Annotated in this window: 12 protein-coding genes; 8 read left to right on the forward strand and 4 right to left on the reverse strand. The window is 37.0% G+C overall.

Going from position 1 to position 18,114, the window contains the following annotated elements:
- Positions 1-3 precede the first annotated feature (3 nt).
- The 3 genes from fusA to rpsL all read right to left on the reverse strand — a co-directional run bounded on the left by fusA (position 4) and on the right by rpsL (position 3,069).
- A complete protein-coding gene (gene fusA, locus IWC72_RS02350) occupies positions 4-2,139 on the reverse strand; it encodes an elongation factor G (RefSeq protein ID WP_194524653.1) in 2,136 nt (711 codons plus the stop codon).
- Positions 2,140-2,145: 6 nt separating this feature from the next.
- Positions 2,146-2,622, reverse strand: coding sequence for a 30S ribosomal protein S7 (gene rpsG / locus IWC72_RS02355; protein WP_194524654.1), 477 nt, complete (start codon positions 2,620-2,622; stop codon positions 2,146-2,148).
- Positions 2,623-2,694: 72 nt separating this feature from the next.
- Complete coding sequence (gene rpsL / locus IWC72_RS02360) at positions 2,695-3,069, reverse strand: 30S ribosomal protein S12 (protein WP_010519393.1); 375 nt, start codon at positions 3,067-3,069, stop codon at positions 2,695-2,697.
- Positions 3,070-3,741: 672 nt separating this feature from the next.
- On the opposite strand from rpsL, the gene IWC72_RS02365 reads away from it, so the two are divergent.
- The 8 genes from IWC72_RS02365 (at position 3,742) to rlmB (ending at position 17,235) form a co-directional block, all read left to right on the forward strand.
- Positions 3,742-7,002, forward strand: a complete 3,261-nt coding sequence (locus tag IWC72_RS02365; RefSeq protein WP_194524655.1) for a SusC/RagA family TonB-linked outer membrane protein — start codon at positions 3,742-3,744, stop codon at positions 7,000-7,002.
- 10 nt (positions 7,003-7,012) lie between these two features.
- Positions 7,013-8,440, forward strand: a complete 1,428-nt coding sequence (locus IWC72_RS02370) for a SusD/RagB family nutrient-binding outer membrane lipoprotein (protein ID WP_194528698.1) — start codon at positions 7,013-7,015, stop codon at positions 8,438-8,440.
- A 25-nt stretch (positions 8,441-8,465) separates the two neighbouring features.
- Positions 8,466-9,623 carry a hypothetical protein gene (locus IWC72_RS02375; RefSeq protein WP_194528699.1) on the forward strand — a complete coding sequence of 386 codons (1,158 nt, stop codon included), beginning with the start codon at positions 8,466-8,468 and terminating at the stop codon, positions 9,621-9,623.
- Between the two features lie 783 nt (positions 9,624-10,406).
- Positions 10,407-13,661: a SusC/RagA family TonB-linked outer membrane protein gene (locus tag IWC72_RS02380; protein ID WP_194528700.1), complete on the forward strand. Its 3,255-nt coding sequence runs from the start codon at positions 10,407-10,409 to the stop codon at positions 13,659-13,661.
- A 15-nt stretch (positions 13,662-13,676) separates the two neighbouring features.
- On the forward strand, positions 13,677-15,137 hold the full coding sequence (locus IWC72_RS02385) for a SusD/RagB family nutrient-binding outer membrane lipoprotein (RefSeq protein ID WP_194528701.1): 1,461 nt from the start codon (positions 13,677-13,679) through the stop codon (positions 15,135-15,137).
- Positions 15,138-15,148: 11 nt separating this feature from the next.
- The gene (locus IWC72_RS02390) at positions 15,149-15,907 is read left to right on the forward strand and encodes a hypothetical protein (protein ID WP_194528702.1); all 759 of its coding nucleotides are present in this window, start codon (positions 15,149-15,151) and stop codon (positions 15,905-15,907) included.
- Positions 15,908-15,919: 12 nt separating this feature from the next.
- A complete protein-coding gene (locus IWC72_RS02395) occupies positions 15,920-16,417 on the forward strand; it encodes a lipid-binding protein (protein WP_194528703.1) in 498 nt (165 codons plus the stop codon).
- A 71-nt stretch (positions 16,418-16,488) separates the two neighbouring features.
- Positions 16,489-17,235 (forward strand): 23S rRNA (guanosine(2251)-2'-O)-methyltransferase RlmB, encoded by a 747-nt coding sequence (rlmB, locus tag IWC72_RS02400; protein WP_194528704.1) that lies wholly within the window; start codon positions 16,489-16,491, stop codon positions 17,233-17,235.
- Positions 17,236-17,266: 31 nt separating this feature from the next.
- Here rlmB and IWC72_RS02405 read toward each other — a convergent pair whose 3' ends face one another.
- Positions 17,267-18,010 carry a rhomboid family intramembrane serine protease gene (locus IWC72_RS02405; RefSeq protein ID WP_194528038.1) on the reverse strand — a complete coding sequence of 248 codons (744 nt, stop codon included), beginning with the start codon at positions 18,008-18,010 and terminating at the stop codon, positions 17,267-17,269.
- Positions 18,011-18,114: the final 104 nt, after the last annotated feature.

The following is an 18,114-nucleotide window of genomic DNA, read 5'->3' on the forward strand; positions in this document are numbered from 1 at the left end:
AAATTAAGCGGTTGTAACACCTTTTGCTGCCTTAATAACCTGTTCTGCAATATTAGACGGAGTTTCTGCATAATGCGCGAATTCCATTGTAGAAGTTGCTCTACCTGATGACAATGTTCTTAATGAAGTAACATAACCAAACATCTCAGACAATGGCACTTCACCTTTAATCACCTTAGCACCAGCTCTATCACCCATACTAGAAATTGTTCCTCTTCTACGGTTTAAATCCCCTACTATATCACCCATGTTTTCTTCAGGTGTCAACACCTCAATCTTCATGATTGGCTCCATAATAACAGCACCTGCAGCCTTACCTGCAGCTTTGTAACCCATTTTAGCCGCTAATTCAAAAGATAGTGCATCTGAATCCACAGGGTGGAACGAACCATCTTTTAACACTACTTTCATAGAATCCATTTCGAAACCAGCCAAAGGACCATTTTGCATTGCTGCAGTAAAACCTTTCTCTACAGATGGAATAAATTCTTTTGGAATACGACCACCTTTGATTTCATCAACAAATTGCAACCCTTCTCCTTCAAAATCCTCATCAGCAGGACTCATTTCGAATACAATATCACCAAACTTACCACGACCTCCAGATTGCTTTTTATAAGTTTCTCTGTGAGCAGCCAACTTCGTAAGTGCTTCTTTGTATTCCACTTGAGGTTCACCTTGGTTTACCTCAACTTTGAATTCACGTCTTAAACGATCAACAATAATATCCAAGTGAAGCTCACCCATACCAGAAATAATGGTCTGACCAGAAGCCTCATCTGTTTTTACCTGAAATGTAGGATCTTCTTCAGCCAATTTAGCTAAAGCCATACCCAACTTATCAACATCTACCTTAGTCTTAGGCTCAACAGCAATACCGATTACAGGATCAGGAAAATCCATACTTTCCAATACAATAGGATGCTTCTCGGCAGACATTGTATCTCCAGTTTTAATATCCTTAAACCCAACAGCAGCTCCGATATCCCCAGCTTCAATATAATCGATTGCATTCTGCTTATTAGAGTGCATCTGATAAATACGTGAAATACGTTCTTTTTTACCCGAACGGTTATTCAATATGTAAGAACCTGCATCTAAACGACCAGAATACGTTCTAAAGAAAGCCAATCTACCTACAAAAGGATCCGTAGCAATCTTAAACGCCAAGGCCGAAAAAGGCTCTTTTACATTCGGTTTCCTAGATTCTTCCTCACCTGTATCAGGGTTCACACCCACAATAGCATCTTTATCTACAGGGGAAGGCAAATATCTACAAACAGCATCTAATAAAAACTGAACACCTTTATTCTTAAACGAAGAACCACAAATCATAGGAATGATTGCTCTATCCATAACCGCAGCTCTTAATGCAGCATGGACCTCTTCTTCTGTGATAGAATCCTCATCTTCGAAGAATTTTTCCATCAACTCTTCATCATATTCAGCAACAGCTTCTATCAAGGCAGCTCTATACTCCTTAACTTCAGCTTTCATCTCCTCTGGGATATCAACAACATCAAAAGTTGACCCGAAACCTTCTTCATGCCAAACAATCGCTCTGTTTTTAGCTAAATCCACGATTCCTCTAAAATCAGCTTCATCACCAATAGGCAAAACAATAGGCACCGCATTAGAACCCAACATCTCTTTAACCTGCTTACACACGTTTAAGAAGTTAGAACCTTGACGATCCATTTTGTTCACGAAACCAATACGTGGAACTTTATAGTTATCAGCTAATCTCCAGTTAGTTTCAGACTGCGGCTCAACACCATCTACTGCACTAAAAAGAAAAACCAAACCATCTAAAACACGTAATGAACGATTCACCTCTACAGTAAAATCAACGTGTCCCGGAGTATCTATAATATTAAAGTGATAATCCTTAGTATCAGGCAATGCTTTCGCATTTTCCATTGGAAACTTCCACGTACAAGTTGTAGCAGCAGAAGTAATGGTAATACCACGCTCTTGCTCCTGCTCCATCCAGTCCATAGTAGCCGCACCATCATGCACCTCACCTATTTTATGACTAACACCAGTATAAAAAAGTATACGCTCTGTTGTTGTTGTTTTACCAGCATCAATATGAGCCGCAATACCTATATTTCTTGTAAATTTTAAATCTCTTGCCATTTCCGATTAGAATCTAAAGTGTGAAAAAGCTTTATTAGCCTCTGCCATTTTATGTGTATCTACTCTCTTTTTAACAGCTGCACCTTCTTCTTTCGAAGCGGCAAGAACTTCAGCTGCTAATTTTTGGGCCATCCCCTTTTCGTTACGCTTTCTAGCGAAACTAATAAGCCATTTCATTGCAGTGGAAATCTTACGATCCGGCCTAATCTGCATTGGAATCTGGAATGTTGCCCCACCAACTCTTCTACTCCTAACCTCAACATGAGGCATAACATTAGAAAGAGCATCTTTCCAAAGTTCTAAAGCAGTTTTTTCGTCATCAGTCTTTTTCTCCTCTACGATATCCATTGCATCATAGAAAACATTAAAAGCGATTGACTTCTTACCATCCCACATCATCATATTGACGAAACGTGTCACCAACTGATCGTTAAATCTTGGATCTGGTAAAAGTGGTCTTTTCTTTGCCTGTCTTTTTCTCATTACTTAATAGTTTAGAGCTTTAACTAAAATCGAAACTTGCATCTCAACCCTCATCCTCAACTCTTTGTTCATTTACTTCTTAGGGCGTTTTGCACCATACTTAGATCTACGTTGAGTTCTTCCTGCAACACCTGCAGTATCCAAAGCACCTCTAACGATATGATATCTAACACCTGGCAAATCTTTTACCCTTCCGCCCCTTACTAATACTATCGAGTGCTCTTGGAGGTTATGTCCTTCTCCGGGAATGTAAGCGTTCACTTCCTTACCGTTTGTCAACCTTACCCTTGCTACTTTTCTCATAGCTGAATTTGGTTTCTTCGGTGTAGTCGTATAAACACGAGTACAAACACCTCTTCTTTGAGGACACGAATCCAAAGCCGCCGATTTACTCTTCTTAGTAATCGTGGACCTTCCTTTTCGTACTAATTGTGAAATTGTTGGCATACTAACTTATATATGTATAAATAACCCCTTGTTTAAGGGTCGGCAAATGTAAGACTATTTCGCAGAAATTCAAACAGTTTGGGATTAATTTTTAAGAAATTTAATTTAAACTAGTTCTCAATCCGAATTAGCAAAAAGACAGCACCCCAACAAAACGCTATTCTAATCTGGTTGGAGCAGCAAAAATTACGATTTTTAAAATCCAGTAACATTTAACCTATAACGAACAATCTACACCCTATTGTAACCCACATAGCATTCAACCCTATTTAAACCAACCATTTCAAACACCACCTTATCAAAAGAGCAGAAAAACCCAAAACCAGCCCAAAATTCAACCAACGAACAAGTAATTGTTAATTTAATAAGATTAAACTGTCTTTTTAAATGTAATAACCCTACTTAATTTATCAAAAAGACTCAAAACCATCACTATTAAATTATTCCGATTTTTTTAACAGAAACGGATCTTCATTTTTACAAAACAAACCCGAAAATCGTCTTTTATATAACTTCAGTTTAGATTAATGTGTGATTTTAGTAAAATTCACTCCAACAACTTCATTTTATCACACTTAAAAACCTATGCAAGCATAATATAAGGTTAAAAAAAATTGGATTATTAACACGTATTTATCACTTTTGGCGCCAGCTAATTCAAATAATTATAAAATGAGAGCAAAATTAAAAGGATTGCTAACACTGTTTTTGGTGTTAGTCGTGCAGATTTCATTTGCACAGGAGAAAACAATTTCAGGTACCGTAACTGACCAGGAAGGTCTACCTCTGCCAGGAGTTAACATTATAGTACAAGGTTCCACATCCGGAACACAAACAGATTTTGACGGGAATTATAGCATAAATGCTTCCGAAGGTCAAACGCTTTTATTCTCCTATATAGGACAAAAGAGTACTTCTGCCGTTGTTGGAGCTTCCGACAACATAAACATTCAAATGGAGGAAGATGCAGAAGCTTTAGACGAGGTTGTTGTGACGGCACTTGGTATTAAGAGAAGTAAAAAATCTCTAGGATACGCAACGCAAAAAGTTGATGCCGAGGAACTTTCAACTGTAAAAGAATCCAACGTACTTAACCAACTTTCAGGTAAGGTTGCTGGTCTTGCGGTACAAAGAACTAACAACCTTGGTGGTTCTACCAACGTTGTAATCCGTGGACAAACTTCTCTAACCGGAAATAACCAAGCATTATTTGTTGTTGATGGTGTGCCAATTTCTAACAGAAATACAAATACGGGAACTCAATCACAAGGTTCTACTGGATATGATTACGGAAATCCCGTTTCTGACATCAACCCAGATGACATTGAGTCTATGAACGTATTAAAAGGGGCTGCTGCAACTGCATTGTACGGGTCAAGAGCTTCTAATGGTGTAATTGTGATAAACACCAAAAAAGGTAGTCAAGCAAATACTAAGGACTATACTATAACTTTATCCTCAAACGCTAGCATCGGTAGTATTGACAGTAGTACTTTTCCTGAGTTTCAAAAAGGATATGGAGCTGGTTACGGTGGAAATGATTATAACTTCAGCCCCTCAGACTTCAATGGTGACGGAACGATTGACAATTATGCAAATGTAAATGATGATGCATCTTTTGGACCTGCATTTGACCCTAATCTAAATTTACTACAATGGGATGCGCTTTATCCTCAACTACCTGAAACTTACGGTGTCGCAAGACCATGGGTGGCTGCAAAAAACGGCCCTATGAGCTTTTTCACAACCCCAACATCGTTCACAAACTCTGTTGCCGTAGCCAAGAGGTTTGCTGACGGAGATGGTTCGTTTAGATTATCATACTCTAATTACGATGCTACAGGCATACTACCTAATAGTTCTCAGAAGAGAAACACCTTTTCTTTATCCGCTACCGCACAATTAACGGATAAGCTTGAAGCAACTGGATATGTTACCTATGTAAACACTAAAACAGTTGGTAGAAACTCTACAGGATACAATGACAATATTGTAGGTTTTATGCGTCAGTGGGGACAAAACAATGTAGATTTTGCAAGGCAAAAAGCTGCTTACGAACAAACGGGGGAAAACATAACATGGAACCCAAAATCTCCAACAGACTTACAGCCAATATACTGGGACAACCCATATTGGACACGTTACGAAAACTATCAAAGTGACGGAAGAGACAGACTTACAGGTTATGCTCAATTGAAATACCAAATTGCTGAAAATCTTTCCGTTACCGGTAAAGCAGCCGTAGACCAATATAGCGAAATACAGGAAGAAAGAAGAGCCGTAGGGTCTGTTGCAACTGGTTTTGGTATTAATGAAGGTGCCGATGGAAGTTACAACAGAAGTGATCAAACTTCAGGATATCTAAGAAGAAACATCAACGCGAGAGAAACGAACTTAGATGTGATATTGAACTATTCTAAAAACTTTTCCGATGATTTCAGTTTTAGTTCTTTCTTGGGTGGTAACGTTAGGCACGAAACCTTAAATATGGTTACCGCTGCAACTAATGGTGGTCTTAAAGTTCCTGGAGTATATTCTCTTCAGAATACAACTGATGCCCTACCTAACCCTAAAGAACGGGATGAAACTATAGAAGTTCAAAGTTTCTTCGCAGGTGCAACTTTTGGATACAAAGATTTCCTTTTCTTAGAAGGAACTCTACGTAGAGATCAATCTTCTACATTACCCGCAGATAATAACTCATATTATTACCCAGCTGTTTCAGGGTCTTACCTATTCTCGAACAACTTAAATATACCATTTATTAAGTTTGGTAAATTAAGAGCTAACTGGGCACAAATTGGCAACGATACCAATTTTGATAGAATTAACGACACATACACTGCCCTAACTTCTTTCCAAGGAAATGCCGCTGCAGCAGTAAGCAACTCAAAGAAAAACCCAGACTTAAAACCTGAAATCTCAAGGTCTTACGAAGTAGGTCTTGAAATGAGGTTTTTAGAAAAGGCAAACGTAGGTTTTGATATTGCTTATTACAAAACAAATACAACAGATCAGATTGTTCCGGTTTCCGTTAGTGAAACCACAGGATTTCTTAGCAAAATTATTAATGCTGGTGAGCTAGAGAACCAAGGTCTAGAAATAGCTGCCTTCTCTGAATTTGACATTACAGAAAATTTCAAATGGAAATTAAATGTAAACTGGTCTAAAAATGAAAGTGAAGTAATTTCTTTAGCCGATGGATTGGACGAACTATTAATTGGATCTTTTGGGGTTCAAGTAGTTGCTAAACCAGGTGAAGCCTATGGAGCATTAAAAGGTACCGACTACACTTATAATGAAGAAGGCCAAAAGATAATTGGCGCTGATGGTCAACCAGTTTGGAGTGATGCCGATCAAATTATTGGTAATGGTAATCCAGATTGGCTAGCAGGTGTTAGAAATACATTTTCTTACAAAAACCTAGCCTTAAGTGTGTTCGTAGATATTAGAAGTGGCGGAGAAATGTACTCACTGGATCAAAGATATGGTCAGGCTACAGGAGTTTTGGCTAGTAGTGACTATATAAACGATTTAGGTAACCCAGTAAGAAACTCAATAGCAAATGGCGGCGGTTTTATTTACGAGGGAGTTCTGGCAGACGGAACACCTAACACTAAAAGATTAGACGCTAGTGCTTTCGGAAATACGGGTTACCGAGCATTACCACTTAGCGAATTTGTTTACGACGCCTCATTCGTTAAGTTACGTGAGGTTAGTTTAGCTTATAACTTCCCTAAAGATTTTGTTTCAAAGTTAAGAATGGACAACCTGTCTTTAAGTCTAGTTGGTTCTAACTTATGGATTATCCATAAAAATATACCTGATGCAGATCCTGAAACTGGTTTTGGATCTGGTAATATTCAAGGTATTTCTTCTGGGTCATTACCTACCACTAGAAATTTCGCACTAAATCTTAAACTTCAATTTTAATATATATAAAATGAAAAAAAATATAATAATAGCTCTTATCTCTTTAGTCGCACTTTCGTGTACTAATGATTTGGAAGAGCTGAACGTCAACAAAAAAGATTTTGCGATCACTACAGACGCATCTCTTTTTACAAGCGCACAGTACAAGTTGTTTAACCAAATGACAGAGACTAGTGTAAATGAGAACATTTTTCGGTTAGTTGTTCAACACTGGACCGAGACCACCTATACAGATGAGGCAAACTATGATTTCAAAACAAGAAATATAGATGAATTTCATTGGGAAACTTTATATAGAGATGTATTAAAGAATTTTAAAGAAGCAAAAAGTTTGGTTTCTGGCTTACCAGATGTGCAAACTAATAAAACTGCAACCATTGAGCTTTACGAAATCTATACCTACTACGTTCTTGTAACTTCCTTTGGTGATATTCCTTATACCGAAGCTTTAGATATAGATGTATTAAATCCTACTTTCAATACTCAAGAAGAAGTATTTAATGACCTACTTGATCGATTGGATAACAATGTAATTTCAAAATTCGTAACTGGTGAAGTTGGTTTCTCAGCTTCAGAAGACATTGTTTACAATGGAGATATTGAGCAATGGATAAAATTCGCCAATTCCTTAAAATTACAAATGGGAATGCTCTTAGCGGATTCTGATCCTGCTAAAGCACAAACTGTTGTAAATTCTGCTATAGAAGGCGGAGTTTTCACTTCAGCTAGCGACAATATGAAAATTGCTTTTGAAAGCGCAGCTCCTTATACAAATCCTGTATATGCAGCATTAGTACTATCAGGTCGTGATGATTATGTTCCTACAAATACTATTGTAGATATGATGGGTAGTTTAAACGACCCAAGAAGAGATGACTATTTTACCTTACTTAATGGTGAATATGTTGGAGGCTTACCTGGTGAATTAAACTCATTTGCAAGGTATTCTCACGTTTCCGACAAGATTGGTAAAGACCCAACTCTAGAGGCGCCGTTAATGACCTATTATGATGTTGAATTTTTATTAGCTGAAGCTGTAGAAAGAGGGTTTACAGCTGGTGATGCAGCTGAGCACTACAACAATGCAATTACTGCTTCCATAATCTATTGGGGAGGAACAAATGTAGAGGCAGACAGTTATTTAGGGCAAGCCTCTGTAGCCTATGCAACAGCCGAAGGAGATTTTAAGGAAAAAATAGGAACACAGAAATGGTTGGCCTTATACAATAGAGGTTATGAATCCTGGACCGAATGGAGAAGGTTAGACTACCCAGTATTAGTTGCTCCCGAGGATGCCAAAACAACTAACAATCTTCCTCCCTTTCGCATAACATATCCAGATGTTGAACTTACTTTAAATGAAGTTAACTTAAAAGCTGCTATTTCCAACATTGGCGGAGATGAATTAGAAACAAAGTTATTCTGGGATAAAAATTAATTAAAAACAGTCATAAAATATTATTATGAAAAAACTTAAAATACTTTTTATTTTACCCATATGTGCTCTTTTCTCTTGTAGTGAAGACGATGGGGCAATCACCAATTATGATTTAGGTGCCAATGTGGTTTTAAACACTAGTAGCTTGAGCAACCTTGACGAAGATCATACTATGGAATTCTCTATATTAACAGCAGATGATGTATCCGTATCAGGAGTAGCAGTATCAACGGGAGAAAACACCACAGACGCTACTATTTCTGGTGATATCGCAACGTTTAACTCATCTCTTCTAGGCACATTAAACGGTCAGGAAGAAGATGGAATTGACATTACTGCGGTTACGACACTGTCGAACGGATTACCTTATTCAAAAGATTTTAATGTTGCAATTACAAAAGCACTTTCTCTTGAAAAAGGTTTGGAAGCTATTACCTATAATTCTTCTGTAGAAGACACTTTAACTTTTGCTGCCTCTACAAAATCTGCGATAATTGATAATATTTCTTTGGAATGGAAAAATGGAAAAGAAGGTACTTATGCACCTACAACCCCATTAGGAGAGGCCTTAGATGTTGATGGCAACGAAATTATATTCGCTAACTTCACAGATGAAAGTTACGGTTATAATTTAGCCGTTAAGGACACACTTTATTACAGGTTTATTGCTACAAGCGGTTCTTTAACTGACACTCTTGAGACTTTTATACCAATTATTAGTCAGACCTTTGAAGCTGCCAATAGTGTTTCTTTAAGTTCTGACCTTTCGATAAACAAGTTAAGTCTTGATACTGCAACTTTCTACGGTGACACTAATACCGAGGATGGAGAAATAAAATTCCAAAATCCTGCAGGTTTTGAAAAAGAAGGTGATACAGATATAGATTTTGTTAAAGTTGGTGACCTATCTGGTGAGAATGAGCATTACAATACTGTAGACAAACTGTTTTCAGAAAAAGATTTATTAGTTGCACAACGACTGTATGAAGCAGGTACTGCAGAAACAGGATTTAGTGAGGTTAAAAAAGGAGACTTGTATATTTACAAAATAACAAGAGCTACTGAGGACGAGGAAGAAGTCACTAAGTACGGTATGATAAAAATTGGAGATGTAATTACCACAAATGGTGGAACTACACAAACCGATATATCAATTGAATATGGCGAGGCTGAAATTAAATAGCACGAACCACCTTATTTAATCAAAATTTCTAAAGAGACTATCTGAAAAGGTAGTCTCTTTTTTTATCGAAAATATCTACCGGTTTTGAACTTTAATTTTACAAGGTAAAAATGTCAAAACATTATCCTAAGAAGCCTTCTGCTCCACCCCTTCCAGCCACTGAATTGTTAAAACTCTATTCTATTGATCTTTTAAATCTGCTTTAACGAGTAAAGCTTGCACTAAACTCTATCATGCTTTACTAACAAAAGTTCAAACCTTATTGAATATCATAGCTATTAAAAGGGCTATTTACGAATAAATACCAATCATCTAACTGTAGTTACTTTTTCAATCCAGTTTCAAGTTTTAAGTATACTTGAGATGCTAAATTTAATCAAGCTCAACAACTAAGTTTCCAGCAGTAATAGATCACCTTTTTAATAACCGTAAAAAATCAAAACTCTCCTGAAATTTACTTTTCTTGTAAAGAAAACCACAAATCACTACCGAATATTCCTCACAATCAACCATAATTTAACGTTTAGACACCAAATAGATCAATTTATAATTAATATTGATTTTTTTAACAAAAACAGATTCTTATTCATTTTTAAATTATCTAATAATCCATTTTTTCGCAACTATATTCAACGCATATGTGTTATTTTATCAAAAAAAGTCTTAAAAAAGACTAATTATAACACCAAAAAACCTATGCATGCATAATTTAACGTTAAAAATAATTGGATTATTAACGTGAATTTAAGACTTTTGAAGCTAGCTAATTCAAATAATTATAAAATGAGAGCAAAACAAAAAGGATTGTTAACGCTGTTTTTGGCGTTAATCTTGCAGATTTCATTTGCGCAAACTAAATCGATTACCGGTACGGTATCAGACCAAGATGGTCTACCACTGCCGGGGGTTAACATTGTTGTTCAAGGTACCACAACCGGTACCCAAACAGATTTTGACGGTAACTATGCTATTTCAGCTAGCGAAGGTCAAGTATTAGTATTCTCTTACATCGGGTACAAAAACCAAACCCGAGCCGTTGGAACGTCCAACGCTATTAATCTTCAAATGTCAGAGGATGCTCAGGCTCTTGAAGAGGTTGTAGTAACTGCTTTTGGTTCCGGAGACCGAAATGCAAAAGCAACAGTTTATGCCAACCAAACAATAAAGTCAGAAGATTTACTTTCTGTACCTAACAAAAATGCTTTAGAAGCTTTACGAGGAAAATCTGCAGGGGTAAACCTAAGTACTGCTTCAGGTTCAGTTGGCTCTTCTACAAAAATTGTGTTAAGAGGTTCTGGCTCACTAACCGGTAATAACAATGCATTAATTGTTATTGATGGTGTTGCAATTGACAACACTTCCTCTTCTGGAGGTGCAGGGTCTTCCACAACGGGTTATTCGGATTTCGGGAACAGATTCAATGACGTCAATCCTGATGATATCGCATCTGTTACCATTTTAAAAGGCCCTTCTGCAACTTCGCTATATGGGTCTCGTGGTGCTTCTGGGGTAGTTCTTATTACCACCAAAAGCGGACAAGGTAAAAAGATGCAGATTAATTACAACGGGGCTACTTCAATGGAAACCGCGATTGTTAGTTTACAACGCCAAAATAAATTTGGACAAGGTTTTGATAATGCTAGTGTTGATTCTGGTGAAAACTGGTCTTGGGGCCCAGCTTTTGATGGTGTTGTAAGACCATGGACAAGCCCAATTGATGCTGACGGAGACGGCTCGTTAGAAGCCCTAACAAGACCATACAGTGCCGTAAGAAATCAATTGCAAGATTTCTTTAATACAGGGTACACCTCAACTCATAATATCAATATATCTGGATCTAATGATGGCTTTTCTTATTATGCATCATATGGTAATACTGATCAATCTGGTGTACTTGACAATACCTCTTATAAAAGAAATAACATCACCTTAAAAGCTACTGCACAATTAAGTGATAAACTTAAGTCGGATTTTAAAGTTAGTTACGCTAATGTTAAGCAAAATACAGCTCAAGAAGGGTCACGTGCTTTTGAAGGAAACAATGCATATGCGATGGCAGTGCAATCTCCTGTTAACATTCCGCTTAGTGAGTTAAGAGACTACACAAGCCCTTACCATGATATTGACGGGTATTGGGGATCTTATTCATCAGTTAACCCATATTATATTTTAAACGAATACGGAAACGAAGCAGACATCGATAACGTATTAGCTAACGCTTCCTTGACCTATGATTTTTCAGAAAATTTTTCATTGTTAGGTCGTTTTGGAGGTAATATTGTCAACACTCAAACTGATATATGGACGCCAACGTACACTCCAGCCGAACAATTAGTTTGGACCGACGGTTTAGAAATTGCAACTCGTAATTCCAAGCATAGTTCTTTAGGTGAATACATTAACTCCAATACTAAAGTAGAAAACCTTGATGCTACAGTAATGGCCAACTATAATAAAGAATTTGGTGAAGATTTTAAGCTTACAGCATCCGCAGGTTACAACTTCTTTCAAAGAACTAGTAAACGATTAACAGGGTCAACTGTAGGAGGTTTAGTAGTTGATGGCGTATACAATTTAGCCAATAGTAGTCAACAGTCTAGATCGGACATGAGAAGAACTAAATATCAAATATATGGTGTTTTAGGTAATGCCACGCTTGGCTACAAAGATGCTGCATTTTTGGAATTATCGGCCAGAAATGACTGGTCATCAACCCTACCAAAAGATAACAACTCATTCCTATATGGAGCGATTGGTACCTCTATAGTGGTAACAGATTTATTTAATATAGAAAATGATGTGTTAAGCTTTGCTAAACTTAGAGCTAGCTATGGTACTTCTGGTAAAGATGCTGATCTCTACTTATTAAACTCTTACTTTGTGGGTAATCCATCAATTGTAGATTTAGGTGATTTTGAACTCTTTTTCCCAAAGGATGGCGTACCCGGGTTTACAATTGGAAACACTATTGGCAATCCTGGTTTAAAACCAGAATTAACCACTACTTACGAAGTTGGTGCTGACCTAGGATTCTTTAAGAACAGAATTAACTTAGCATATACTTATTACCATTCTATCCATGATGATCAGCTTGTTACCATAAGCCTTCCACGTTCTACGGGGTACACTCAAACCGTAAGTAATATTGGTAAAATGGAGAACAAAGGACATGAACTTACTTTAACCTTAAAACCTATACAAGGGTTAGTTAAGAATTTTGATTTTGAGGTATTTGGAGCTTATTCTAAAAATGAAAATGAGGTTATTACCATTACAGACGACATAGACGAATTAAACATTGGTACTTTTGGATTCGCAGCTGGTACAACAGTTTCTCAAGTAGCTAAAGAAGGTTTGCCCTATGGTACTTTTAAAGGAAATGACTTCAAGAGAAATGATCAAGGTCAAGTTATTGTTGACGGCAATACCGGTTTCCCTGTATATACTGATGAAGATGTATACTTAGGAAATAACCAACCTGATTATTTACTTAATTTTGGAGCAAACTTCAATTATAAAGGATTTGGACTAAGAGTTTTGTTTGACAAGAGAAAAGGAGGTTTATTTGCATCTCAAACCAAATACAATACCAACTTTAATGGTACTAATGTTAATACCACAGTTTATAACAGAGAGTCTTTTATCTTTCCTAATTCTATAGTAGACAATGGAGATGGCACATTCTCCGAAAATACTGTAGCAATTACCGAGCAAGATTATTTCACTAATTATGACCCTCCAGTTTCTACGCTATTAATTGATGCGAGTTACGTAAAATTGAGAGAAGTGGAACTGAGTTACACCTTTTCTAACAAATTATTAGAAGATACCTTCCTTACTAATGCAAGAATATCGTTGTTTGGAAAAAACCTTTTTTACTGGTTAGCTGATGAAAATAAATATGCTGATCCTGAAGTTAATGGTATTAGTACCAGCACAAGTGGTAGTGTTAGCACAACAGGTAACGCTCAAGGTATTGAGACAACACAGACACCTTCTTCTAGTAGCTTAGGATTAAACTTACAATTGTCATTTTAATTAAAAAAAAATACGATGAGGAACAAAATAAACATATTTCTTATTCTCTTATTAACTCTTGGCGCTTCATGTAGTGAAAGCTTAGAAGAGATTAATGTAGACCCAAACACTTTCCCATCTGCTGGAGATCCGCAGGTTTTAAGCTCCGCTATTGGTTTTATGGGATACGTAGTTGAAAACGACTTAAACTATAGCTCATCATTCTTGTGGAGCCAATATTACACTTGGGGTATTGGTGTTTCAATTGGAAATGATGAACGTTATGTATCCGTAGCTGGGGATTTTAATGGCTATTGGCAACGAGCATATGCAAACTCACTTGTTGATTTAAACTATATAACTAACAATAGTGAATCTCCTGCATATAGAGGTATAGCCAATGTACTTAAAGCTCATTTGTTTCAAGGTTTAGTTGACCATTTTGGTGATGTTCCATTTACTGAAGCTATTTCAGGTGCTATTGAAGATGGTTCTATCTTAACTCCCAATTCTGAATCTGCTGAATCAACTATTTACCCAGGTTTAATTAGCATGTTGGATGCGGCATTAACTGATTTTGAATTAGCTGAAGATGGTATAGTTGGAGAAGACGATTTTATCTATAATGGTGATATTACAAAATGGACGAAATTTGCGAATTCCTTGAAATTAAGAATCTTAATGAGAACTTCGGAAACTAGTCCTCAGGGTGCTGCAATCCAGAGCCTAATCAATAGTGGAACCTTTATAGAGACTACTGATGATATGCCATTTATACCATATTCTGGAGCTACCGGAGATCAAAATCCAATGTACGCAAGAGCGGAATTTGGAGTAGGTATGTTTTATTTCGCTAGTAATGCAACATTAAATTTACTTGAATCATTAAATGACCCTAGAGCTGAAGTATTATATACTAAAGCAACTAGCGGAACATTTGAAGGGGCATTACACGGAATAGACCAAGGTACAATAGACAACGAAGATTTTACATCTCCAGCGTCTGATTATAGTTTAGCTTCTGAATATGCGTATGGAGATTCAAAGCCAGTTATCTTAATGAGTCCTTGGGAAGTATGGTTTTTAAGGGCTGAAGCTGATGCAAGATATACCACAAGTGATGATGCCGCAACAGCATTTTCTACGGCCATTGAATTAAACTTTAGCTATATGGAAGTTGCTGACGCTGCTACTTACATCAGTTCTTTAGATTTTGCTGGAGCAGCAACTTTAGATGACCAAATTGATTTGATAGCTGTACAAAAATGGATATCTCTTAATGGTACTCAAGAGGACGAAGGATGGATTGAAACTCGAAGATTTGATAGACCTGCTAGTAGATTATTTACTGATGGAATTTTTCAAACTCCCCCATTATCTGTTTTAAATAGCGGAACCTTCCCTTCTTCATGGTTATATCCAGAGTCTGAGAGAAGTTTAAATCCAAATGCACCTGCACAAAGAAGCATTACAGATGCTATATTTTGGGATAACTAAAAAAAAATAAGATGAAAAAATATAGATTAATATTATGTACGTTTTCAATCATAGGATTGACGTTAATTAGTTGTGACCCTAGCGTAGATTCACCCGGTGCCGATGACACCTCAGCAATAACGCTTTTACCTTTGATTAGTTTAGAAGGAGGCGATATTGTTCTCGATTGTGATGCCACTTCTTACTCAGACCCGGGAGCTGTAGCATCGGCTGGAGGATCACCAATCGAATTAGAAACAAAAGTAAGTGGAAAATACTTTGGTGGAACTTCAGTAAATGATGGTCCGGATAGCTATTCCGTATCATATAGCGCTTTTAATGAAGATGGTATCCCTGCAACAGGGTTTAGATCAGTGCTATATCCTGAATGCAATGGAGACCTTGTAACTAGCATAGCCGGAATGTATACGGCTTCTGTTTCAAGAGATGGAAGTTCCCCTGATGGTTACCAAGATAATGGCCCTTTTATAATTAAGGATTTAGGTGATGATAGATACGCCATATCTGATGCCCAAGGTGGATGGTATGAGTATGGAAGAGCTATAGGTGTAGCTTATGCCACACCAGGTATGGTTCTTAAAGCAAATGATATTAGTGCAAATGACTTTACTAGTGAAGGTCCTGTTACAACTAATACGTTTGGAGGCTCAAATACGTTTACTGGATTAATAGTGGACCCAGTTGCAAAAACACTTACACTTACAGTTGATTGGGACGCTGGTTTTTCATTTGAAACAGTCTTTACTCAAACTGAAATCTACTATAACTAAAAATTTAAAAAAATGGATTATAAAATATCAAAAAAATTAAGCTACTTATTTCTAAGTTTTGCTTTAATAAGTTCTTTTATATCTTGTGACCAAGTTGAATCAGAGCCTGATGATAGTGATATACTTATTAGTGAGGTTACTGGCAAATGGGTCGTAGATATGATATATAACGGGGATCCACAGGGTACAAATACTATTAGTATTTATAACACCGGAGCTAACGACACAGACATGATGTGGATAGATGATTTAGAACATAGTTGGGGTCTAAAAGCTAAAACTCCGTTAAATTTTGAAGCATTAACCTTTGGCGGTTCAGATTTAGATGAACTCTACTTTGATGTAACAGTAACTATCTCCGAAGGTAAAATTGTTAAAGGAGGTGCTACCACACCCAGTGGTGATGTGGTAGACAGTATTTCTTTTAAAGCAGAATTTTCTGATATTCCAGGTGAAATCTGGGAGTATTCCGGATATAAAAGCACAGCTAAAATTAACGATTTACCTTAACGCGTTAATTATTAACAATTCTTACAAAACCACCCTTAGCAAGGGTGGTTTTTTTATTTACCTTTGCGCCCATGGACAAAACAACACAGATTTACGGTATACGCGCGGTCATAGAAGCTATAAATGCTAATGAACCCATAGACAAAGTATTTGTCCAAAAAGGCCTTAAGGGTGATTTATCGCGTGAACTTGAAGGATTGATTCGGAAAAACGGAATTAACTGCTCTTATGTACCTATTGAGAAATTAAACCGGTTGACACAAAACAACCACCAAGGCGTTGTTGCCAATATTTCTCCTATTACTTTTTATGAGCTTGAAGAACTAGTTGAAGCCGTCATTGAAGATAAGAAAGCTCCTTTATTTTTATTACTAGATCAACTATCTGATGTCCGTAATTTTGGAGCCATCATCAGAACTGCAGAATGTACTGGAGTTGATGGTATTATTATTCAGAAAAAAGGAGCCGCTCCCGTAACTGCGGATACCATTAAAACTTCTGCTGGTGCCGCTTTTAAAGTTCCTATCGCTAAAGTAGACCATATCAAAGATGCGGTTTATTATTTACAGGCAAGTGGAATTAGCGTAATTGGTGCCACAGAGAAAACGGAAACCTCGGTTTATGATGTTAATTTTTCTGGCCCGTCGGCCATAATAATGGGGTCTGAAGATAGAGGCATCTCCCCCTCTACTTTAAAAGCTGCAGACCATCTCGCAAAATTACCTTTGTTAGGTGAGATTGAGTCTCTCAATGTTTCTGTGGCCTGTGCCGTGTTTTTGTACGAGGCAGTAAGACAAAGAACTACAAACAAATCTTAATTTCAGTCCTTTTAAAGTATGTCTCTGACTTCTATTCTAGTGAGTCACTATCTTTATTTTCTTTGAAGTGGTATGTAATCCGAGCTGTATCCAGGGGAATTTCTTCTTCAGGTGCTTTTTCAATGAAATTACCGTTTTCATCAAATTGCCGCAAAAACGCATCTGCTTCTTCGTCATAATCTTCTTTTTCCCAATCGTATTTTTTTACGGGTGGTACTTCTGTCTTTAGCACAAATGCCAACAAAAGCCCTCCAAGAAAGCCGCCTAAATGTCCTTCCCAAGAAATACCATCTTCTACAGGAAAAATATACCAAAGCATACTTCCATAAATAAACACTACAACCAAGGATAAAGCTACTAACCTATAGTGTTTTGTAAAAATCCCCTTAAAAAATATAAAACTGGCCAAAAGGTAAATAACACCACTTGCACCAATATGATAAGAAGGCCTACCAATTGCCCAAGTAAAAAAACCGGAGATTAAAATTCCTGTCAGGAGTACCCGAAAAGCAATACTCCTATAGAAATAAAACAATGAGGCAGTCAAAACTGCCAAAGGAATGGTATTATTATACAGGTGTTCCAGCGAACCATGAATAAACGGACTGAATACAATACCTTTTAAGCCCGAAACTCGTTGGGGGTATACACCGTAATCATTTAGGTTGATTTTAAAACGTAATTCAACCCAAAAAACGGCCCATATAGTAATCACTGCCAACAATGGGGCAATTACAACACTATTCGTAAATTTAAAATAGATGTTTTCGGACATATGCTTTAAAATTAGCAATAAGTTGGCCAACTGTATCTCAACTGCTAAATAGTCATTTATTGATGACATTCACTGAACTTTCGAAAAAGCTAGTTTGCCTTTCT

This window comes from Zobellia roscoffensis (assembly GCF_015330165.1).
Lineage (GTDB): Bacteria > Bacteroidota > Bacteroidia > Flavobacteriales > Flavobacteriaceae > Zobellia > Zobellia roscoffensis.